Annotated in this window: 25 protein-coding genes; 14 read left to right on the top strand and 11 right to left on the bottom strand. The window is 67.9% G+C overall.

Annotation, left to right across the window (positions count from 1 at the left end; all coding sequences use genetic code 11):
- Positions 1 to 34 precede the first annotated feature (34 nt).
- Together HNR61_RS05515 and HNR61_RS05510 are read right to left on the bottom strand one after the other, a co-directional pair.
- Positions 35 to 1,450, bottom strand: a complete 1,416-nt coding sequence (locus tag HNR61_RS05515) for an ApeA N-terminal domain 1-containing protein (protein ID WP_182841925.1) — start codon at positions 1,448 to 1,450, stop codon at positions 35 to 37.
- Positions 1,451 to 1,706: 256 nt separating this feature from the next.
- Complete coding sequence (locus HNR61_RS05510; RefSeq protein WP_182841924.1) at positions 1,707 to 2,444, bottom strand: helix-turn-helix domain-containing protein; 738 nt, start codon at positions 2,442 to 2,444, stop codon at positions 1,707 to 1,709.
- A gap of 183 nt (positions 2,445 to 2,627) precedes the next feature.
- Here HNR61_RS05510 and HNR61_RS05505 point away from each other — a divergent pair, with 183 nt between their 5' ends.
- The 3 genes from HNR61_RS05505 to HNR61_RS05495 all read left to right on the top strand — a co-directional run bounded on the left by HNR61_RS05505 (position 2,628) and on the right by HNR61_RS05495 (position 4,358).
- A complete protein-coding gene (locus HNR61_RS05505) occupies positions 2,628 to 2,975 on the top strand; it encodes a hypothetical protein (RefSeq protein WP_182841923.1) in 348 nt (115 codons plus the stop codon).
- Positions 2,976 to 3,282: 307 nt separating this feature from the next.
- A complete protein-coding gene (locus HNR61_RS05500) occupies positions 3,283 to 3,744 on the top strand; it encodes a GntR family transcriptional regulator (protein WP_182841922.1) in 462 nt (153 codons plus the stop codon).
- Positions 3,745 to 3,797: 53 nt separating this feature from the next.
- Positions 3,798 to 4,358 carry an HD domain-containing protein gene (locus HNR61_RS05495; protein WP_182841921.1) on the top strand — a complete coding sequence of 187 codons (561 nt, stop codon included), beginning with the start codon at positions 3,798 to 3,800 and terminating at the stop codon, positions 4,356 to 4,358.
- Positions 4,359 to 4,398: 40 nt separating this feature from the next.
- On the opposite strand, the gene HNR61_RS05490 is transcribed toward HNR61_RS05495, so the two are convergent.
- The 3 genes from HNR61_RS05490 to HNR61_RS05480 form a co-directional block, all read right to left on the bottom strand.
- Positions 4,399 to 5,274, bottom strand: a complete 876-nt coding sequence (locus HNR61_RS05490) for a hypothetical protein (protein WP_182841920.1) — start codon at positions 5,272 to 5,274, stop codon at positions 4,399 to 4,401.
- A 274-nt stretch (positions 5,275 to 5,548) separates the two neighbouring features.
- Positions 5,549 to 6,025 carry an NUDIX domain-containing protein gene (locus HNR61_RS05485; protein WP_182841919.1) on the bottom strand — a complete coding sequence of 159 codons (477 nt, stop codon included), beginning with the start codon at positions 6,023 to 6,025 and terminating at the stop codon, positions 5,549 to 5,551.
- Between the two features lie 4 nt (positions 6,026 to 6,029).
- On the bottom strand, positions 6,030 to 6,776 hold the full coding sequence (locus tag HNR61_RS05480) for a helix-turn-helix domain-containing protein (RefSeq protein WP_182841918.1): 747 nt from the start codon (positions 6,774 to 6,776) through the stop codon (positions 6,030 to 6,032).
- Between the two features lie 182 nt (positions 6,777 to 6,958).
- Between HNR61_RS05480 and HNR61_RS05475 the strand changes: the two genes are divergently transcribed.
- The 8 genes from HNR61_RS05475 (at position 6,959) to HNR61_RS05440 (ending at position 11,488) form a co-directional block, all read left to right on the top strand.
- Entirely contained in the window at positions 6,959 to 7,168 is a 210-nt protein-coding gene (locus HNR61_RS05475) for a hypothetical protein (RefSeq protein WP_182841917.1), read from the top strand.
- The gene (locus HNR61_RS05470) at positions 7,165 to 7,317 is read left to right on the top strand and encodes a hypothetical protein (protein ID WP_182841916.1); all 153 of its coding nucleotides are present in this window, start codon (positions 7,165 to 7,167) and stop codon (positions 7,315 to 7,317) included. The genes HNR61_RS05475 and HNR61_RS05470 overlap by 4 nt, the downstream gene beginning before the upstream one ends.
- Positions 7,318 to 7,348: 31 nt before the next feature.
- Positions 7,349 to 7,537: a hypothetical protein gene (locus tag HNR61_RS05465; protein WP_182841915.1), complete on the top strand. Its 189-nt coding sequence runs from the start codon at positions 7,349 to 7,351 to the stop codon at positions 7,535 to 7,537.
- Between the two features lie 68 nt (positions 7,538 to 7,605).
- Positions 7,606 to 7,908 (top strand): hypothetical protein, encoded by a 303-nt coding sequence (locus HNR61_RS05460; RefSeq protein WP_182841914.1) that lies wholly within the window; start codon positions 7,606 to 7,608, stop codon positions 7,906 to 7,908.
- A 59-nt stretch (positions 7,909 to 7,967) separates the two neighbouring features.
- Positions 7,968 to 9,710, top strand: a complete 1,743-nt coding sequence (locus HNR61_RS05455) for an FtsK/SpoIIIE domain-containing protein (RefSeq protein ID WP_246441960.1) — start codon at positions 7,968 to 7,970, stop codon at positions 9,708 to 9,710.
- Positions 9,711 to 9,861: 151 nt separating this feature from the next.
- Positions 9,862 to 10,032, top strand: a complete 171-nt coding sequence (locus tag HNR61_RS05450) for a helix-turn-helix domain-containing protein (RefSeq protein ID WP_182842313.1) — start codon at positions 9,862 to 9,864, stop codon at positions 10,030 to 10,032.
- A 156-nt stretch (positions 10,033 to 10,188) separates the two neighbouring features.
- Positions 10,189 to 10,365, top strand: coding sequence for a CopG family ribbon-helix-helix protein (locus tag HNR61_RS05445; protein WP_182841912.1), 177 nt, complete (start codon positions 10,189 to 10,191; stop codon positions 10,363 to 10,365).
- On the top strand, positions 10,343 to 11,488 hold the full coding sequence (locus HNR61_RS05440; protein WP_182841911.1) for a site-specific integrase: 1,146 nt from the start codon (positions 10,343 to 10,345) through the stop codon (positions 11,486 to 11,488). The genes HNR61_RS05445 and HNR61_RS05440 overlap by 23 nt, the downstream gene beginning before the upstream one ends.
- Before the next feature lie 249 nt (positions 11,489 to 11,737).
- On the opposite strand, the gene HNR61_RS05435 is transcribed toward HNR61_RS05440, so the two are convergent.
- A complete protein-coding gene (locus HNR61_RS05435) occupies positions 11,738 to 12,496 on the bottom strand; it encodes a hypothetical protein (RefSeq protein WP_182841910.1) in 759 nt (252 codons plus the stop codon).
- Between the two features lie 383 nt (positions 12,497 to 12,879).
- On the opposite strand from HNR61_RS05435, the gene HNR61_RS05430 reads away from it, so the two are divergent.
- The 3 genes from HNR61_RS05430 (at position 12,880) to HNR61_RS05420 (ending at position 14,173) form a co-directional block, all read left to right on the top strand.
- A complete protein-coding gene (locus HNR61_RS05430; RefSeq protein WP_182841909.1) occupies positions 12,880 to 13,155 on the top strand; it encodes a hypothetical protein in 276 nt (91 codons plus the stop codon).
- Between the two features lie 101 nt (positions 13,156 to 13,256).
- Positions 13,257 to 13,508 carry a hypothetical protein gene (locus tag HNR61_RS05425; protein WP_182841908.1) on the top strand — a complete coding sequence of 84 codons (252 nt, stop codon included), beginning with the start codon at positions 13,257 to 13,259 and terminating at the stop codon, positions 13,506 to 13,508.
- Between the two features lie 158 nt (positions 13,509 to 13,666).
- A complete protein-coding gene (locus HNR61_RS05420) occupies positions 13,667 to 14,173 on the top strand; it encodes a GNAT family N-acetyltransferase (protein ID WP_182841907.1) in 507 nt (168 codons plus the stop codon).
- Between the two features lie 6 nt (positions 14,174 to 14,179).
- Here HNR61_RS05420 and HNR61_RS05415 read toward each other — a convergent pair whose 3' ends face one another.
- The 5 genes from HNR61_RS05415 to HNR61_RS05395 form a co-directional block, all read right to left on the bottom strand.
- A complete protein-coding gene (locus HNR61_RS05415) occupies positions 14,180 to 15,523 on the bottom strand; it encodes an ATP-binding protein (RefSeq protein WP_182841906.1) in 1,344 nt (447 codons plus the stop codon).
- Positions 15,520 to 16,200 carry a response regulator transcription factor gene (locus HNR61_RS05410; protein ID WP_182841905.1) on the bottom strand — a complete coding sequence of 227 codons (681 nt, stop codon included), beginning with the start codon at positions 16,198 to 16,200 and terminating at the stop codon, positions 15,520 to 15,522. The genes HNR61_RS05415 and HNR61_RS05410 overlap by 4 nt, the downstream gene beginning before the upstream one ends.
- Positions 16,201 to 16,264: 64 nt before the next feature.
- Positions 16,265 to 17,107, bottom strand: a complete 843-nt coding sequence (locus HNR61_RS05405) for a TIGR03619 family F420-dependent LLM class oxidoreductase (RefSeq protein ID WP_182841904.1) — start codon at positions 17,105 to 17,107, stop codon at positions 16,265 to 16,267.
- Positions 17,104 to 18,651, bottom strand: coding sequence for a hydantoinase B/oxoprolinase family protein (locus HNR61_RS05400; RefSeq protein WP_182841903.1), 1,548 nt, complete (start codon positions 18,649 to 18,651; stop codon positions 17,104 to 17,106). The genes HNR61_RS05405 and HNR61_RS05400 overlap by 4 nt, the downstream gene beginning before the upstream one ends.
- On the bottom strand, positions 18,636 to 20,762 hold the full coding sequence (locus tag HNR61_RS05395; protein WP_182841902.1) for a hydantoinase/oxoprolinase family protein: 2,127 nt from the start codon (positions 20,760 to 20,762) through the stop codon (positions 18,636 to 18,638). The genes HNR61_RS05400 and HNR61_RS05395 overlap by 16 nt, the downstream gene beginning before the upstream one ends.
- Between the last annotated feature and the right edge of the window lie 21 nt (positions 20,763 to 20,783).

Raw genomic sequence — 20,783 nt, 5'->3', positions numbered from 1 at the left:
CTCGCTTCCTGGGGCTATCAAGCAAGCACAGTCACTACTTCCTATCACTCGCCAGGCCGAGCTTTTCTCTCACACTCTGCACCGATTCTTTAATCTTTTCAGAATGCCAGGCCACTGGATAAGTGGAACCCTTTACGGCTAGCACAGAAGTAGATATTCCAGATTCCACCAGCATGCAAACACGCAGGACTGCAAAAACAGATTCTGACAAATAATAGAGATCACTGCCGCCGATTTTGGACGGCCCTTCTCCAAGATGGGTGAGTTCATTTCGAACTTGAGCAATGGTTTGAGCCCAGCGGCCCTCTCGGCCAATAAGGGGTCTGGTGACCTCTTTGGAGATGACAGCCAGTGACCTTAGACGCTTGGGCAACGGCGCATCATTTCCATATCCCATGCGGCCCAGGAACCATGGTTTTCGGTCATCAGGAGTCATCTCCAGATAGGCAGCCATCAGCCTATCGTATTCTTCCTGGTCCATATAGGTTCCACCTTGGGTGATTCTATGAAACGCCTCTGCGGCGTACGTGATGTTCAGAAATCTATTCTCCGCATACATTCTTTCTGCATAGCGAGTACTCATACACGAGTCCAGTGCCCGCTGGAACCGAACAGAGGCGTCTAGCCAGCGCGCCAAAGCCGTCGCACCGCCGGCCTCGTCAAACGAAAGTAGAAACTCAAAAGAGTTTCGCTCTTTACGCTCAGACTGGGGACGATACTTCAGGCGAGGAGCTCGATATTCGATCTTACGTTGAGCTGAGACGTCTTCGCCGGACAGCATTTGAACTTTGACGTCCGGACGCCGGACAATAAATTCATCAAGGTCAATCGAAAAATCGACACAAAGAGTAATAAAACTCTCCAGACGCCCGACATCTTTGATTATCTCTGCCAAGGGAGTCAGTGACTCATAGGCGATGATGATGCAATGCTGCTGATACAAGGTGATGCCGGAGATGCTTCTGTCGCGATAATTCCAAACGCCCCTAACTGTAACATCGCCACGAGAAAAGGAACTTGTGACATCATCCAGGGGGCGGACCTTAACCACAGCTTCCCTTTCCCATGCACCCAGATCGCGCAAGTCATGATCGTCAAAGGGTGTGCGCCCGATCCAGCTATCGAGATCACTAAACCTAACAGTGACGGAGAGGAATTCTGGCTCAGGACTAGAGAGGAGACCAAGCAGCATTGAATTGGCACGAAAAACACTCTCACTAATGCCGTGAGATCCGTGCCACTCTCTTGTAGAGAAGCAATCAAGCAGAGTTACTTCGCCGGATTCGATAACGCCAAAAATCCTAGTGTCACCTACTGGTAGTGAATTTTCAAAAGAGCCAATCAAAGTCAGACTAAGAACACCATTGGGACTGTATGTCAATCTGCCAGCCAAACGGTCGTCGTCATGACTGGGCAACCAGAAGAAGCCAGCTGAATCGAGTTCTCGCATCAGATACTCCAATTCTCATGAGAAGATGACGACAGGTCGAGGTGCCCGTAGGTCTTCTGTGCGCCCACCATGATGGTACGCGCAATCCGCTGACGGCTCTAGTCGTTTTCAAGCGGCAACTGCTAGAGCCACTGGATGACAGCTGGGGAGCTCAGAGCAACCCCTACTGCACAGCCAAGGCTCGCCTTAGTCACTTCGCTAACTAAATCCAGGAAGGCCGCCATCAAAGTTCGACAGAATCCCACCGAAATATCTATCAGCCACACAAGGGATTTGCGCCAGTCCAGACACGCTCGAAGCTGTCGAGATAGACGCTGGCCATGTCACTATCCCGAACGTGCCGTAGGCGCATGACGGGCGCGTGAGATGCCGTGACGCCGTAGGCATGCGGGTTGACGAGAAGGTCCTCGTCGGCGAGGTAGATCGAGTTGTAGAGCACCGTGTCGTGAAGGCGGATCTCGACAGACTCGACGTCGCAGAGTGGCCGGTAGAGCACGAGGGCATTACGGATCTTGGCGGCAAGCGACTCGCCTACGCCCTCGTCAGCTCCACGCACGGAGACGTGGGAACCCTCCGGGTCACCAAGAAGAACGCGAACGCCGACACCCTCACGTGCCTTGTCCAGGAGGACACGGAGAAGCCCGGTGTCCTCTGCGAGGAAGAGTCCCGCATACGCCAGGATGCCGATCTCGCGTCCAGCGCTCTCGAAGTGCTGTTGCCAGACGCTTCGGGGAACGGCCCAGCGGTGCGGGTAGGTCGCGAGGATTTCCAGTGCGGGAGGCTCGGGAAGCGGGACACGGGGCAACGCGGCTTGCGGCCACAGATCAGCCTCATCGGCACCGAGGAGACCAGCAAGCGCCCGACGGTTCCGGGGATAGGGCATGCGACCAGCTACCCACCGACGCACGGTCTTGAGGTCAATGCCGATGCGAGCGGCCACGTCCTCCTCGGTCAGGTCGGCATCGGCGAGAGCACGGCGCAACAGGTCGTTCACCCGGACCTCCCGGAGTCTGTGTCACCCGCGACGTTAACAGAAGACGTCCCTAGACGTCCCTAGGTGCCGCTGGAGAGGTCCCGCAGGTGAGACGAGGCTCGAAGCACACGGCCAAGGCGCGACTTCCCGCCAGGCCCGTCCCGCCAAGTCCCCTGCCCATGACCTCGTCGCCAAGGAGGCGTCATGTCCATCGACCGCCCCAGCGAGACCGACGCCAGGCCCGCCACCGTCGCGACCACCGATCCCGCGCATGCCCGACTGGCGACGCTCGCCGCACAGCTCCGGGGCCAGCACCTCAGCACCAGCTTGAGGCGCAACGGCCTGACCGTCCGCAACATCGAAGCGCCCGGCTGCTGCGAGGACAACCCCGTGCTGTCCGACACGATCACGTGCCGTCCGTTCGATCGGGACGGCGGACACCTGTGGTTCTTCACCTCGTCCGGCGACCCGATCATTGAGGCCGACCGGATCGCTGACGCCGTCGTGCGCATCAAGGACAGCCTGACGCCCAAGCAGCAAGCGGACCGCTGATGCCTCGCCCGCCCGGACAACACCGTCGCCAGCGCTGGCCGTCCCGTCCACCCCGTCAAACGGAGTGGCATCCCCAGACCGGTGCGATGGGGTGGTTGACCGATCTTCCGGAACCCCCCGCAGAGATCACATCCTGCCCCACCGTGCCCCCCACACCGCTCCTGCGCGCCCCCTGCGGCAGGCACAAGCGCGGACTCACGAAGCGGCTCATCAGGTTCTTCGTGGACCTCGACTGATCCAAGTCCTACCGACACACGGGGCTCGGAACCTCCGTTCCGAGCCCCGCTCACGTTTCCCGAGGGGACCAATGACCCACAAGACGTGGGGCGTGCACCTGCGCATCACCGCCATCCTGCAAGAACGCCTCACTAGGGGCACCTACACCCCCGGTGCTCGCTTCCCCTCCGAGGCTGCCCTCTGCGACGAGTTCAAGGTCAGCCGCAACACGCTGCGACGCGCCTTGGCAGCCCTCGAAGCCGAACAACTGATCACCACAATCAACGGCGTCGGCCGCTTCGTGAACACCCCCGGAGCCTCAGCCCAAGACATCCCACGCCCCGCGCATGCGCGCATAGCGGCGGAGCTACGTGCACAGATCGAAGAGGGAACGCTTGCACCTGGTGACCGGCTCCCCAGCGAAACGCGTGTCAGCAAGCGCTACGGCGTGACTCGCTTCACCGCACGCCAGGCGTTCGCGAACCTGGAAGCCGAGGGCTTGGTGGAGACCATCCAAGGCAAGGGACGGTTCGTCCTGCCAAGACGTCCCTAGATGATCCTCTAACGTCCGTGGATGTTCGCCACCGTGCCCGTAGCGTCGAGGACATGGACAACATCGCCAAGTGGGCACGCGAGATCGCACGACAGCACCTCGAAACGCCGCTCCCCCGCAGGTGGGCGCACACACAAGGCGTCGCACGCCAAGCCCGCACCCTCGCCCCCATCCTCGGTGACCGCGCCGACCTCCTTGAGGCCGCCGCATGGCTACACGATGTCGGCTACGCCCCCGACTTGGCCGTCACGGGCTTCCACCCCCTCGACGGAGCCCGCTACCTACGTGACGTTCACCATGCCGACGAACACCTGTGCCGTCTCGTCGCCCACCACTCATGCGCCGTAGTTGAGGCCCGCGAACGCGGCCTTGCCGACGTCCTAACATCCGAGTTCGGTGACGCTCCGCCAGAACTGATCGAGTCGCTGATCTACTGCGATATGACCACCAGCCCAGGCGGGGAACGGCTTCCTGTAGAGGAACGCCTTGCTGAGATCTTCTCTCGCTATGGGGACGATCATCTTGTGACACGCTCCATCAAGAAATCAAGCAACTACCTGACGAAGAGTACAAATATCGTTTATAAAAAGCTGCTATCAGCTGAGCCATTTTAAAGAAATATTCAAGCGGAAAGCGTTTGGCAATTTCTTAAGCCTAGCCCACCTTTGCTGCTTTGCAAGTCGCCACAGGCGAAGTTATTTCACAGCTGCCATATACGCCATACCTGGAGGGAGAGTGTATGCGCCCCGGCGTCCGAAAGGGCTTGCCATTAGGAGTGCCATCACTGCGCACAGTCAGCCTTTCTGCCTTCCCCTCCACAAGTAGATCCAATTGAATCTCCCATTCAAAAGCACTACTTCTACTCGCCGCAAATATTTCAAACACTACCGGCTCCCCACGCTCGACATAAACAAACTTCTCGTCAAAAAGGGGCCGCCCGATAGTCCCATCTTCGCGTAGCGCCTTCAAGCGCAGGTCCTCCGAGTCCAGGAAGACTATCCCTGCTTGCACATCCTCCAGACCGGCAGAGGGCCCGTCTATACGGGCCCCCCTGGGAGGCTCACTCTTCTTAATAATTCGAGCGCTCATTTGAGTTATTTGGACTGGACGCTGACGATGTCCCGTCAGCCGGAGCTTGAATCGAGTCTTGGATGCGTCACAAGTAGCTCCAGTGCAATGAAACCCAACCCTCTGCCCAGAGTGTGACTCTGCAAACTTCTTAATACCCTCAAAAGAACTTACCGGGAGCTTATTGAATTCCTCCACACCTTCTCTAGACAAAGGCTTATAAAAGAGCCACGTAATATCAGTGTCATTATTCCATGACTCTTCAACTTTTACATGAAGTGCCCCTTTTTTGGAGAGCTGCCGCGCCTCTTCTGCTTGCTTCTCCTTCTCGCCACGCACCTCTTGCAGTGGGGCAATTACAAATTGCGCGATGATAGCGGCAGCAGCAATCAATGACGGCACAATGGCTATGCCCAGCCAAAATTTAAAGTGAGATTCCTTGCCGGAGGCGTCTTCGGGCATTTCGCGTGGACTGCTGTTCGATGGAGCGATCCGCCCTTGAGTTGACTGCACTTCGGGCCCAGGCGAAGGAGAGGGCTCATCAGGTGAAAGGTGACGGTCTCGCTCTGGCCCTTCATAGGAGGGGCCACGGGAAGGAGGCATGGTCGAAGAATGCCGCCCACCCCTGCCCTACGCAACCCAATTCACTACTTTAGCTTTTACGGAACATCCGAAACTTGAATTTCGGACATCGCTTCTATATTGCAGACGACAACTTTTGTACGGCATTAAAAAGCTAGGAAATGATAGGCTTCTCGCACCCTTCCACGAAATGCTCGATGCGAAGACGCATTGAGCGATCCATGTGTCTTTTGATTGCCTCTTCCGCTGGAACCCAAGTGACTTCGCGTGACTCGTCGCTAAGGCGCGGTGTCCCGCCAACTGGGCGAGCTGTCAACAGGATCGAGAACTCCTGCCGCACCTCGTCGTTGCTGGTGTAGTGGATGACGTGTTTGGGATCGCTGTACAGGCCGATCAAGCCCGTGATCTCAATATCGATCCCGGTCTCTTCCTTGGTCTCCCGGATGCCTGCCTCTGCGATCGACTCGCCGAGATCGATCGCTCCTCCAGGGACGGCCCAGTTGTCGTTGTCGGTGCGGCGGATCATGAGGATCTCACCGTTGTCGTTGGTGACGACGACATTGACGGACGGGACGAGGCTGTTGGCCTTGGGCGCGTCCGGGTCGTCGTAGTAGTCGATCCTGCGTCCCATGCGTTCATTCCCCCCGTGGTAGTGGCTTGGCTGATTCCCAGACACGTTCGAAGCTGTCCAAGTACGTGGTGACGATCTCGCCACCCGGAATCTTCCGTAGGTGCCAGAACGGCGCGTTGGACGCCGGAACGCCGTAGACATGGGTGTTGACGAACACCTCGTCATCGGCGAAGTAGATCGAGTTGTAGAGCACGGTGCTGTGCAGGCGGAACTCGACGCCTTCGACCGCGCGAAGCGGCTTGTAGAGCGCGATCACGCCTCGGACCTTGGCCGCCATCGACTCGCCGATGCCCTCGTCAACCCCGCGTTCGGCCACCTGGGACGAGTCCGGGTCGCCGAGGAGGATGCGCACCTTGACCCCTGCGCGGGCCTTGTCGGCGAGGAGGCGTTGAACGCCGTTGTCCTCGGCGAGGAACAGACCGCTGTAGACCAGGATGCCGATCTCATTCTGCGCCTCGGCGAACAGACGTCCCCATGCGTCCCTTGGGACGGCCCAGCGGTGCGGGTAGATCGTGACGATCTCGCTACTGGACGCTGAGACGACCTGTTCCTTGGTCAGGGCTTCCGGCCACAGGTACGTCTCGTCGGTGTCCAGCGCCGAAGCCACCGCTAGACGCGTACGCCGGTAGGGCTGGCGGTCCTGGGTGATCCAGCGTTCGACGGTCTTGGGATCGACGCCCACCTTCTCGGCGAGCGCATGCACGGTGAGCCCTTTGGTGTACAGCGCAGCGCGCAGGCGTTCGTTCGGCATTCACCCGTCCGGGACCTGGGGACGTCTCAGGGACGTCCCACCCTACGAGGGACGTCCTGAACAGGTCCAGTCATGTAGTGATCCCGTCCTGTAAGCCAGGCGCATTCTCGATCTCGTAAGGCACACCGACCGCCCGAGCCGCCCCCGCCGGACACGGGCCTTACGAGAGGAGGGATCACCCCATGATCCTGGTCCTGGCCGCCCTCATCGCCGTCTTCCTCGCCGGTTCCGTCTGCGGCATCTTCGCGATGTTGGTCATCGGCATCCACGCCGAGGAGCGTCGCCACTCCCGCCCCGGCTCCTCGTCCTCCCTCGCCGGTTCGGCCTCGCGCCGCATGCTGAGCACGCAGAGCGCCAACGCCCGCACCGAGCGCGTGAAGGCGGGGCGATGACCATGCGCATGCCCGTCGTCATCACCGCCTGTTCCTGCGCCTGCGGTGCCCGCACCGACCGCCCCGGTCGCCGCTGCCGCAAGTGCCGCGCCCGCGCCCGCTGGCAGCGCCGCCGCGCCGGTTCCCGCCACCCCGACCTGTGGAACTGATCGCCCGCCAACGAAGGAGGTGAGCCCGCCCGTGACCGTCTCCGTGCCCCTGGTGGTGATCCTCGGCGCGATCGTCCTGATCGCCTGGCGCTACATGGGGCTGCGCGCCTGGCACATCCTCGTCTGCCTGCTGTTCGGGTTCTTCCTGGCCGCCACCAGCGTGGCCCCGGAGATCCGCCACCTGGTGGCCGCCGTCGTCGGCTACCTGTCGAGCCGCTGAACCCCGACCGGAAGGAGGGATGCCTAGTGACCGACGTCCCCCGGTACACCAACGTTGACCTTCGGGAGGTGCGAGCCAACAGCCTCGCCGCACGCGAGATCGTGTCGGCGCTGTCGGAGGCGATGCCGTCCATCGCTCACCTCTGGGCACGTGTCTACGACGCGCTCGCCGTCGTCCCTCGCCTGACCACCGAGATCAGCCGGTCACGCGCCGAGTCGGCCGCTCTGCGCCGCCGGTACGCCGACCTCGTCGCAGCGGGCCGCGCCACGCTCGGCGCGGCCCGTGACGCCGAGTCTGACCCGCTGTACTACCTGCGCGACGAGTTGCGCACGCAGGGACATCTTCCGCCGGACCCGTGGGGGCGCTCGTGACCCGCTCCCGGCAGATGCGGCGGCATGCCCGCAAGATGCGCCGCCAAGGGCTCCAGCCGATGATCGTCATCAACGGCAACGAGCAGCTTCCCGACCTGGTCGTGGTGCTCATCGGCCGCGTGCTGTGGCGGTACCGGTCCGAGGTCGCGCCCTTCTACCTGGCCGCCGTGCTCGCCTCCGTGGGCGTGACGCTGCACCTCGCGTACGCCGAATGGTGGCCGTACCTTCTGACGGCTACGACGGTCACCGCGTGGGCGCTCGCGCTGTTCGGTGAGCGCATCGGCTTCGTCCGCCGTGCCGAACGCCTCTACGCCGCCACGGTGGCCATGGGCGCGGGATGCTGGCTCGCTGCTGTGACCGCTCTCGGCATCGGTTACCAGCCGCTTCCGCAACTGCTCATCGGCGGCACGGTCGTACTGGCCGTGCCGTGGTGGGCGCACCGCAGGCGACGCGCCAAGGTCCGCGTCGATCGGCAGCTCTCGGCATGGCCAGAGATCGCCCACGCGATCGGGCTGCCCGGTTCGCACGTGCAGTCGGCCGTGGTGGACGTGTGGGGATGGCGCGCCCGCTTCGCGCTGGCACGTGGACAGACCATCGCCGACGTCATCGCGAAGGTGCCCGCGATCGAGTCAGCGTTGGGGACGTTCCGGGGCGCGGTGCGCGTCTCCCCCACGCGCGACGACAAGGCCAACCGCTTCGAGCTACGGGTACTGGACACCGACCCGCACGCCGACGCCATCCCATGGCCCGGACCGTCGGTATCCTCCATCAACGAGCCGATCGACCTGGGGCCGTTCGAGGACGCCACGGCCGCGCGTGTGCTGCTCCTGCGCCGTCACGGCCTCATCGGTGGCGTGGCGGGTTCGGGCAAGAGCGGCGGCATCAACGTCCTGATGGGCAACCTCACCGCCTGCCGTGACGTGGTGGTCTGGGCGATCGACCTCAAACGCGGCATGGAACTCCAGCCGTGGGCGTCCTGCATCGACCGTCTGGCCACCACCCCCGAACAGGCGCGCGTTCTGCTGCGCGACGCTGTGGCCGTTCTGGAGGCGCGTGCGTCCTTCCTGGCCGCACGGGGACGGCGCGTGTGGGAACCGACCCCCGACATGCCCGCACTCGTTGTCGTCATCGACGAGTACGCCGAACTCGCCGAGGAGGCTCCCGACAGCATCGGGGACGCCGACTCCATTGCTCGACGCGGACGCGCCGTCGCCGTCACCCTCATCGCCGCAACGCAGCGGCCCACGCAGAAGGCCATGGGCAAGGGTGCGGTCCGCTCGCAGATGGATGTTCGGGTCAGCTTCCGCGTCCGGGAGCGTCGGGACGTCGATCTCATCCTCGGGCAGGGCATGCTCAACGCCGGGTGGCACGCTCACATCCTCAACGCCCCGGGCAAGTTCCTGCTGTCGGCACCCGAGCACGACATGCCCCGCCGTGCCCGCGCCTACCTGCTCACCGACGAGACCGTGACGCGCACCGCCGAACGGCACGCGCAGATGCGGCCCTGTCTGGATGACGTCTCGCGCACGGCGATCGAGGAGGCACAAGCGGGGCTCTCCCTGCCCTCCGATGAGCCGACCACCGCGCCATCCAACGCAGAGCAGCACAGCATTCCCGAAGACCTTCTATGGACGCTGCTGACCGGCGCGCCGGACGAGGGCATCCCCGTCGCACACCTCGTCAAGGCGACCGGCATGAGCCGTCCGTGGATCTACCAACGGCTTCGCGAACTCGCCGACGCCGACCGCGTCACCCAGGTCTCGCGAGGCCGCTGGCGCGCCGCACACGAACACGTTCGGTGACTTGTCTACGTCTACGTCTACGCGCGCGCCTGCACGTATGGCGGATAGACGAACCGTAGACGAAGACGTAGACAATCACGATCTGTCACGAACGGAGATGATCGCCACGCCCCACGCCACGCCCGAGCGCGCTCGGGAGAAGGAGGTGATCATGCAGGCGTACACCGTCGAACAGGTCGCCGAGATCCTCCAGATCGGCCGCGACAAGGTCTACTCGCTGATCCGCACCGGCCGTCTCCGCAGCATCAAGATCGGGAAGCTGCGCCGCATCACCGACCGGCACCTGGCCGAGTTTATCGCGTCCCTCGAAGAGAAGCCTTGACGGCGTAGCACAGTGTTCTACGCTGTTCTACAGATGCCTCGGGGCGCGCCCCGCAGGGGAAGGCCCCGAGGCTGCGCTTCTTGATAACTCCATCGACGCGAGCGCGCTCTCGACTCGGCAGACTCACCACAGCACCGACCGAGAGGAGACGCACACATGGCCGACGACAGGACGACCCTGCCCCCGGTTCGCGTGGACAAGGCGTTCAAGGAACGCCTCACCGCGTACGCCGCCTCGCAGGAACGCGACGTGTCATGGGTCATCAGGAAAGCGATCAAGGAGTACCTCGACCGGCACGAGGAGCCATCCCTTGGCGAAGATCCTGATCGGTAAGTACGAGGGGTCGATCTACAAGGAGGGCAACGGCTACACCGGAGCCCTCGAACTCGGCATCGGCCCCAACGGCAAGCGCAACCGGCTCAAGAGGAAGGGCCGCACCAAGACCGCAGTCACCGACAAGCTCAAGAAGGCGGTCAAGGACCTTGAGGAAGGTGTGAAGCCCGATCCGCACTACTACCTGCGGAACGCCGTCACCGACTTCCTCACCGCCTTCTCCAAGAGCGGCAAGGCACCGAACACGATCGAGACCTATCGCTCCCTCATCGACAACCAGATCATCCCGTTCATCGGCGGCATCCGCCTGGAAGACCTCACGGCGGACGACGTCGAGACCTGGCTCAACGGGAGGTCAGAGCACCTGACCACGTCCTCACTGGGCATCGCTCACAGCATCCTCAAGCGATCCATCCGCCGTGCCGCGCGCCGTGACAAAGTCGGCCGGAACGTCGCCGAACTGGTGGACACGCCAGAGGGCAAACCCGGCCGCCCGTCACGCTCACTCAGCCTCGAACAGGCGAAAGCGGTTCTCGCCGAGGCCGCCAAGCCCACGCACCGGCTCGGGGCGTACGTGATCCTCGCGATCGTCTCGGGTCTGCGCACCGAGGAACTCCGCACGCTGCGGTGGAGCGCCCTCGACCTCGACAAGGCGACCGTCTACGTCCTGCGTGCCGACCGGCACAAGGGCGAGACCAAGACGAGGCTGAGCCGCCGAGGGCTCGGTGTCGCCGACATGGCCGTTGAGGCTCTCCGCGCCCACAGGACTCGGCAGGCTGCGGAGAAGCTCAAGGCCGGAGAGGCGTACCAGGACAACGATCTCGTCTTCTGCCAGGAGGACGGCCGTCCGTACGCCGCTCATCAGGTCCGCCGCCGCTTCCGCCATGTGCTGACGGCGGCGGGCCTGAACGCTGCGGAGTGGTGTCCGCGCGAGTTGCGGCACACCTTCGTGTCCATCATGAGCGACCAGGGCGTTCCGATCGAGAAGATCAGCGTCCTCGTCGGACACCGTGACACCAAGACCACGGAGACGATCTACCGTCACCAACTCCGCCCCGAGATCCGCGAAGGTGCGGAGCACATGAACGTCATCTTCGGGAGCAAGGCCGACAGGTCCGCGTAGGCGTGGCTCCCCGATTGGCTCCCCTGATCAACGAACGTCGCAGGTCAGCCTCCTCACCTCGATCCCCACAAGATCACTCCCTACCCCTCACTTAGGGAACCGCTGAGGACGGCTTATTTCGGGTGTTGTGCGCGTCGTTCGGGTGGAGTGGCCGATGCCTCTCCCACCTGCGGGAGCAAGGGAGAGGACCACTGGAGACGCCCGAAAAGGTCGAAGTGAGGTGGACCAAGCTGTCTTGTGCCGGTGGGGTCAGTTGCCGGATGTGGCGCAGCACTTCGTCGTGGTGGTGTTGGTCGCGCCCTTCGAGTTGGTGATGAGGGTGACGGACTTGCCCTTGGCGGTCTCGCACGAGGTGTCGCCGGACGGGGCCGTCGGGTCGTCGTCCGAGGGGGCGATGAACGGGTTGACGGCGGCCGGTGCCGGTACCTCGGCCCCCTCCGGGCCCGTGAAGAGGATCGTGTCGGTGGGACCGGAGTCGAACGAGGTGCTCTTCGCGGTGCAGGAGCCGTCGGCGGCGGTGACCGCCGCCTGGGAGGACGACAGGGCGGGGTCGGCGGAGGTGATCCTGACCGAGACGCTGCTGTCGGTGAGGGAGAGCACGGCGCCCCGGCCGAGGTTCACCGCGGGGGCCGCGCCGTTCGCGCCCGGGGAGATCCTCAGGTTGGACATGGTCAGGCGGGCGCCCGGGGCCACGTCGAACATCGCCCTGACGGCCTCGTCGCCCGCCCAGGTGATGGAGGCGCCGTTCCCCTCGATGGTGGTGTTCCTGGTGACGGTGGGCAGGGCGGAGTTCCTTCCCATGCGCTTGGTGAGCGTGTAGGCGCACCGGCCGCCCAGGCGGTGGTGTCCGCCGGCGCGGTAGGCCCTGGCCAGGGCCGTGACGTCGCCCACGAGGTCGCCGCAGGCCACCTGCTTGACGCCGGGCGCGCCCGACTGTTCGGCCGACGCGCTCGGCATCAGCGTCGCGGCCAGCGCCAGCGCGGCGGCCGTCGCCGCGGTGCGTGCCACCGGGCGCGGCCGGGGCGCTCTCGTCTTCGGGTCGTCACTTGCCTGGTGCATGTTCTGCCTATCTGTGGAATGGGTCTGTGCCGGTGAGAGGCGACGTTCCTACCCTGACCGGCACTCGGTGCGGTTAAACGCGCACGGAGAGTGCCGATCGGTCGATTGCGGGGGCGAGCGGAGTACCTGCCCAGAGCGCGGCGGATGCTTTCTCCGCTCAAGGCCATGATCATTCAAAGTCACTATTACTCGCTCACCGTGTTGACTTGACTCCGATGGGTAATGAAGTTCGTGCAAGCCGACTTCGGTCCGGCAGCACCGAGAGCCGGTCCGATGCAGATACCGCAACCGCGTTGCGCGCTGTCTAACGCGGACGAGAGGGAAACAGGTACATGAAAACGCTGCACAAGCTCGCCATCGTCGGGTTCGCCACGGCCGGCCTGGCGATGACCGCTCCCGCCGCCATGGCCGGCGACACCTACCACAGCCAGGGCACCAAGGCGGCCGGGCCGGGTGGCGCCACCTCCGCCGCCGTCGTCTCCCGCGCCGTCGACGGCAAGCACAAGGGCAAGCACCACAAGGACGACGGCGTCTTCTACAGCAAGAAGGTCAAGACCGCCGGCCCGTACGGGGCCACGTCGTCGGGCGTGACCAGCGCCGCGGACTGACCCACCCGGACGTTCCCGGATGACCCTTAGGCGGTTCCGCCCTTCGCGGGGCGGAACCGCTCTATGACGTGAGCCGTTCACTCCTCCTGAAAGAGACCTCCATGAGCTTCAAGCCCGGGCGCGCCGCCCTCACCGCGTGCCTCGCCGCCGGACTCGTCGTCGCGGTGCCCGCCGCGGCCCACGCCGGCGCCGAATACAGCCGTTCCTGGATGAAGGCCGACGCGGGCGGCAGCCGTCTGCACATTCGCCAGGCCTATGTCGACGAGGACGGCGCCGTCGTGTTCAGGGACTCCTACTACAGCGCGGGCCCCAACGGCGCCAGCGTCCGCCACGTTTACAGCAGGGCGCGCTGACGGCCTCTTCGCACGGAACCCGGCCGCGCGGAATCGTGGCCGGGTGAAACCGAATAACCCGCCCAGCGGAAAGTCCCTTCGGTTTGTCGCCGGGGCACGGCCGCTGGGCGTTTCCCGTTCCCGGGGCCGTACCGTGAGGTCCGGGAAGGGGTGGTCAGATGGAGATCCGGCGGGGCGGGGACGCGGACGCGGCGGTGGTGCTCGGGATGCTCGACGGGGCCGTGGAGTGGCTGGTCGCCGACGGGCGGAGCGGGCAGTGGGGGGAGCGCCCCTGGTCGGAGGACCCGACGAAGGTCGAACGCATCACCGCGCTGGTCGGGCGGGACGAGGTCTGGGTCGCCGAGGTCGAGGGGCGCGCGGCGGGCGTCGTCGCGCTGGCCGCGGGGCCGCACGACTACGTGGAGCCCGCCGGGGAGCCCGAGGTGTACGTGACGCTGCTGGTCACCGACCGGGCCTTCAAGGGGCGCGGGGTCGGGGGCGCCCTGCTGCGGCATGCGGCGCGACGGGCCGGGGAGCGGGACGTCTCGCTGGTGCGCGTCGACTGCTACGCCGGAGGTGACGGGCGGCTGGTGGAGTACTACCGGCGCCACGGGTTCGAGCCCGTCCGGCGGTTCCGGGTCGGGGAATGGCCCGGCCAGTTGCTCGCGCGGCGCGTCACCGGCTGAGGGGCCTCACGTCCTGGAGTGGCGGCGGCGGACCAGGCGGCGGGGGCGGCGGCGGGTCGGGGGCAGCCACTTGGTCCGGAACCACATCTGGATCTGGGCCCCGCCCAGCACCGAGCGGTGGATCCGCAGGTGGCCACCGGTCGACTCCGCGGCCCGGCGGGCGATGTCCAGGCCCAGGCCCGTCGAGCCGCCTCCGCTGCGGCCCCGTTGCAGGGCCGCCCTCGGGTCGTCGATGCCGGGGCCCGCGTCCGCCACGAGGATCCCCGTGACGCCCTGGCCCTGGTGGAGGGTGACCGCGAAGTCGGTCCCCTCGGCCGTGTGGCGGAAGACGTTGCCCAGCAGGGCGTCCACCGCCGCCGCCAGTTCCGTGGCGGGCAGCGGCAGGGGGGCGGGCCGGTCCGCCCCGATGAGCTCGCAGCCGCGGCCCTCGTCCTCGGCCAGCACCGACCAGAACGACACGCGGTCGCGCAGGACCTTGGCGGCGTCGCAGCTCCCCCGGCCGGTGGGGCGGCGCACCGTGCGGATGATCTGGTCCACCTCCTGCTCCAGGCGGTCCACCGCCTCCCGGGTCTGGTCCGCCACCGGGCCGCCGCCGAGGGCCTCGGCGTTCAGGCGCAGGGACGCCAGGGGGGTGCGCAGGCGGTGGGACAGGTCGGCGGCCATCTCCCGTTCGGCCGCCAGCAACTGGACCACGTGGTCGGCCATCCCGTTGAAGGCCATGGCGGCCTCCACCAGCTCGGGGGGGCCGTCGGGTTCGATGCGGGCGCTCAGGTCGCCGTCGCCGAACGAGGTCGCCGCCTCGGCCAGGCGGCGGGTCGAGCGGATCATGCGGGCGCCCAGCCGGTCGGCCACCGCCACCGAGCCCGCCACCAGGGCCGCGGCCACCGCCGTCATCACCAGCCAGGCCTTCCAGACGCCCCGGGTCAGGTCGGCGGCGGGCAGGTGGACCTCCACCACGGCGTTGCGGCCGCCCTCCAGGGCCACCGGTTGCAGGAGGGCGAAGCCTCCCCGGACCCGCGCGGTGATGGAGCGGCCCCGCTGGACGGCGTCGTCGAGCTGGCCCGGCACGGCGCGCGAGCCGTTGGGCGGGGGCGGCACCACCTCGCCGTCGGGCAGGTGGACCGCCATGCGGCGCTGGGCGCCGGCCTGGGTGGCGGCGATGGCCCTCTCCAGGGCGGCCGGGTCGTCGGTGACCACCAGGACGGGGCCCAGGGCGCCCGCCTGGCGTTCGGCGGCCGACACCGCCCGGTCGCGGGCGATCTCGCGGACCGTCAGCGCCAGGGGGATCAGGAACGCCAGCGCCACCATCGAGGTGACCGCCAGGGAGACCAGGACCAGGGTGCGCCTCATGCGTGCGGGTCGGCCAGCCGTACCCCCACGCCGCGGACGGTGTGCAGGTAGCGGGGCTTGGCCGCGGTCTCGCCCAGCTTGCGGCGCAGCCAGGACAGGTGGACGTCGATCGTCTGGTCGTCGCCGTAGGCCTGCCGCCACACCTCGGCGAGCAGCTCGCGCCGGGGGACGACGTGGCCGGGGCGGGCGGCCAGGTAGGCCAGCAGGTCGAACTCGCGGCGGGTCAGCTCCAGGGGCTTGCCGTCGAGCCCGGCGGTGCGGCGGTCGAGGTCGATGTGCAGGCCGCCGACGCGCAGTTCGGCGGTGGGGCCGGACCGCGACGCGCGGCGCAGCACGGCCGACAGGCGGGCGCTGAGGTGCTCGGCCGAGAACGGCTTGATGAGGTAGTCGTCGGCCCCGGCGTTGAGCAGCCGGACGATCTCGGGTTCGTCGTCGCGGGCGGTGGCGATGATGACGGGGACGTCGGAGACGCCGCGCAGCATCTTCAGCATCTCGCCGCCGTCCAGGTCGGGCAGGCCGAGGTCGAGCACGACCGCGTCGGGGGGGTCCTGGGTGACCTCGCGCAGGGCGTCCATCGCGGTACCGACGCTGCGCACCACGTGGGAGCGCGCGCTCAGCTCCCGGATCAGGGCGGTGCGGACGTTCGCGTCGTCCTCCACCACCAGAACACTCGCCATGTCGGCACCGTATGCCATGGGACGTCGCAGGCGTCGTCAATTGTCGCATCTCGCCCTGGAAAGATCAGGATAGGACGAAAGTTCGCGCGAAGTCGGCCAGCCGGTCGGCGGCCTCGCGGCTGCGCTCCCAGGGGCGGACGATGAGGCGGTGCACGCCGAGCCGCTCCCATTCCGCAATTTCTTCTGGGCCGGAAAGTGAGTAGGCGTGGACCGTTATCTCGAACGGACGGTACTCGCGGTCCGCCTCCACCCGGTAGGAATGCAGCAGCTCCAGCCGGGGGCGGACCGACTCCAGGGTGTGCGGCATGCTGATCCAGCCGTCGCCCAGCGTCGCCGCGCGCCGCAGCGCCGCCTTCGACTCCCCGCCGACCAGGACCGGCAGCCGGGGCTGGACGGGCTTGGGCTCGAAGGCCACCTCGGGAAAGTCGAAGAACTCGCCGTGGTGCTCGACGGCCGGTTCGGTCCACAGGCGGCGGGAGACGCCGATCGCCTCGTCCAGGCGGGGGCCGCGGGTCGCGAAGTCGACCCCGGCGGCGATCCACTCGCCCTCGTACCAGCCCGCGCCGACGCCGACGATCGCCCGGCCGCCGGAGACCTGGTCGAGGGTCGCGAACGCGCGGGCCGCCACGAACGGGTGCCGCAGCCCGTACAGGTACACGGCGGTGCCGAGGCGGACCCGTTCGGTGACGGCGGCGAGGGCGCACAGGTAGGCGGGCGCGTCGAACAGCGGCGTCCCGGGACGGATGCCGGGCTTGTCGGTGCCGGGGTAGCGGGCCGTGGACAGGTCGGTGGCGAACACCAGGTGCTCGGCCAGCCACACCGACTCGAAGCCCAGGCGGTCGGCGGTGACGGCCAGTTCCCGCCAGGCGGCCGGGTGGACCAGGCCGAGGGGCACTCCGAACTTCACTGCGGCCTCCCGTAGCCGCCGCCTCCGGACGTCTCCACGACCAGGGCCTCCCCGGCGGCGAGGGGCTGGCGGGTCGCCTTGGTGCCGAGGGGTTCCAGGGTCCCGTCGGCGCGGCGGCGGTAGTAGCCGCCCGCGCGTCCCGGGCCGCCGCCCGCCGCGCCCGGCGGGGGGCACAGCAGCCGGTCGCCGCGCGTGTCGACGCGGGCGTCCTCCAGCATCAGGATCACCGTGCGGGTGCCGCGGCCGCCCCGGTGGCGGCCCTCGCCGCCGGAGCCGGGGATCAGCGAGACCTCCTCGACGCGGACCGGCAGCCGCGCCTCGATCGGCTCGGCCTGCGGGATGATGTTGCGGCCGCCGCCGAACAGCGCGCCGGTCGCGTCCGCGCCGTCGTGGTCCTCGCGCGCGCCCGACCCGCCGAGGTCGAACGACATGTGCAGCCACGGCCGCCGCGCCCCGCTGAGGCTGAACGCCTGGAGGATCCCCGACGCCGCCACGCCGCCGTGCTCCAGCGCCCCGGTGATCGCCGACAGGATCGCCTCCTCGGCGGCGGCGACCGTCCCGAACCGGCCCCCGCCCGGGAACGGCGGCGTGCAGTGCACGAGCGTCCCGCGCGGCGTCCGCACCTCGACCGGCGCGAAGCAGCCCTCGTTCATCGGCAGCGCCGGGTCGACGAAGCAGCGGACCGCGTACATCACGCCGCCGTGGGTCTGGGAGAAGCCCGCGTTGACGGGCAGCGGGACCTGCTCGTCGGTGCCGTCGAAGTCCACGGTGAGCGCCCCGGCCCCGTCGGAGACGACCGCGACGCGCACGGTGTGGCCGTCGTCGAGGGCGTACTCGCCGCGGTGCGTTCCGGCGGGGATGGCGGCCAGGCCCTCGCGCATGCGGCGTTCGGTGTCGGCGAGGTAGTCCTCGATCCCGGCGGCCAGCCCGGACGGCGTGGACCCGGCGATGATCTCCTCCAGGCGGCGGGCGGCGACGTTCGCCCCGGCGATCAGCGCGCGCAGGTCGCCGACCAGCTTGCCGGGCGTGCGGCTGTTGGCGGCCAGCACGCGGACCAGGTCGTCCACCGGCCCGTCGGCGGTGGCGATCCGGACCGGCGGGAGCTGGAGCCCCTCCAGGTAGACGTCGGTGGCGTCGGAGGCCATGCCGCCCGCCGACAGGCCCGACAGGTCCGCGACGTGGATGAGCGTCCCGGTGAAGTAGGCGGGTTCGCCGCCGACGAAGACGGGCCGGAAGACGAGCAGGTCGTTGGCGTGGATGCCGCCCTGGTAGACGTCGTTCAGCACGAACACGTCGCCCGGCCGCATCTCCGGGTACGCCCTCCGCACGAACGGCAGCGCGCTGCGCAGGCTCGCGCACTGGATCAGCGCCGTGGACAGCGAGTGCGCGACCAGGCGCCCGCGCGCGTCCAGGATCGCGGCGGCGGCGTCGGCGCCCTCCACGATGAACGTCGAGTACGCCGACCGCACCACCACGATGCTGGCCTCCTCGGCGGCCACGCGCAGGGCGTTGCGGAGGATCTCGGCGGTCAGCGCGTCGGCCATGGGCCCTCCCCTCGCGCCGCCTCCAGCAGCAGCGCGCCGGTGTCGTCGGGGGCGCCGCGCCAGCCGGGCGGCACCAGCAGGGAGCACTGGGGTTCGGTGACGACGCACGGCCCGGTGACGGTCTCCCCCGGCGCCAGGCCCGCGCGGGACCGCACCGGCACCTCGTGGAACGCCCCGTCCAGCCACACCCGCCGCGCACCGGCCGTGCCGGGCCCCGGTTCGGCGCGCGGCAGGTCGCGGGAGCCCGACGGCAGCACCGCCCGCACCCGCGCCGTGGTGACCTCGGCGGGGTCGCGCAGGTCGATGCCGTAGGTCTCGTGGTACCGCTTGTAGAACTCCTCGGCGGCGTGCCGCACCGTCCCCGGCGTGACCGGCCCGGCGGGCAGGTCCACGGTGAACGCGTGCGACTGCCCGACGAACCGCATCCCCACCGACCGCGTGACCTCCACGTCCGCCGGGTCGGCGGCGAGGTCGGCGAGCGCGGCGCGTTCCAGCCCGGCGAACGCCTCGGCCAGCGCGCCCAGGTTCTCGCGGCCGGCCGAGCAGGACACCAGCGACGACACCGGCGCCAGGAACGTGCGGGCGCGTTCGATCGCCAGGTCGGCGTGCAGCAGCCCGACCGCCGATCCGACCCCGGCGTGCGGCGGGACGAGCACCCGGCCGATCCCGAAGCGCTCGGCCAGGCGCACGGCGTGGGTGGGGGCGGCCCCGCCGAGCGCGACGAGGGTGAAGCCGCGCGGGTCGATGCCGCGCCGCACGGTGACGACGTGGACGGCCGCGCCCATCTGCGCGTCGGCGATGTCGTGGACGGCGGCGGCGGCCCGCACGACGTCCACGCCCAGCGGTTCGGCGACGTGCGCGCGGATCGCCTCGCGCGCCCGCTCCGGCGACAGCCGGAACCCCCCGAACCCGCCGGGGTCCAGGTAGCCGAGGACGAGGTCGGCGTCGGTGACGGTGGGGAGCGCGCCGCCGCGCCCGTAGCAGGCCGGTCCGGGGTCGGCGCCGGCCGAGCGCGGTCCCACGCGCAGCGTCCCGGCGTCCACCCACGCGATCGACCCGCCGCCGGACCCGACCTCGGCCAGGTCGATCGCGGGCACCTTGATGGGGACGCCGGTGCCGGGCCGCCGCCCGCCGAAGCTGCCCTTGCCGCCCACCTGGAACTCGTGGGTGATGCCGGGGCGCCCGCCGCGCACCAGGCCCGCCTTGGCGGTGGTGCCGCCCATGTCGAAGGAGATCAGGTCGGCCAGCCCGCGCCGCGCCCCCAGCCGGGCCGCCGCGATCACCCCGGCGGCCGGGCCGGACTCGATGGTGTAGACGGCGCGGGCGGCGGCCAGCGCGGCGGGCAGCACCCCGCCCGCCGACTCCATGACGTGGACGGGCGCGGTGATCCCGAGGCCGCGCAGGCGCCCGCCGAGGCGCTCCAGGTAGGAGGCCATGACGGGGCCGACGTAGGCGGACATCAGGGTGGTGGTGGCGCGTTCGTACTCCCCCATCTCGGGCCAGACCGCCGAGGACGCGACGACGGGGACGCCGTCCGGGAGCCGGGCCCGCAGGAGCGCGGCGAGGCGTTCCTCGTGGACGGGGTTGGCGTAGGAGTGCAGCAGGCAGATCGCGACGGCCGCGACGCCGAGCGCGGCGATCGCGTCGGCGGTCCGGGCGGCGGCCTCCTCGTCGAGGGGCCGCAGCACCTCGCCGCCGGCGGAGATCCGCTCGGGGACGCCGAAGGTATGCGACGGCGGCACCGGCGGCTCGGGCTGCGCGTAGGCGAGGTCGTAGCGCTCCTCCTCCACGCGCGCCCGCCGCCCGAGCTCCAGCATCGAGGTGAAGCCCTCGGTGGTCACGAACGCGACGGGCACGCCGGTGCGCTCCAGGATCACGTTGGTGGCCAGCGTGGTGGCGTGCGTGAACCGGCCGACGTCCCCCGGCGCGACGCGCGCCTCCGCGAGGACCTCCCGGACGCCGCGCAGCAGCCCCTCGGTCGGGTCGCCGGGGGTGGTGAGGGTCTTGGCGACGGTGACGCGCCCGGTGCCGTCGATCAGGACCACGTCGGTGAACGTGCCGCCGACGTCGGTGGCGACAGTGCAGGCGGGGTCGGTGCAGGTGGGGTCCACGCGCCCTCCGAACGAAACCAA

This window comes from Actinomadura kijaniata (genome assembly GCF_014138665.1).
Taxonomy (GTDB): domain Bacteria; phylum Actinomycetota; class Actinomycetes; order Streptosporangiales; family Streptosporangiaceae; genus Spirillospora; species Spirillospora kijaniata.
The sequence above is the reverse complement of the archived record's forward strand: the minus strand, read 5'-3'. Positions and strand labels throughout refer to the sequence as shown.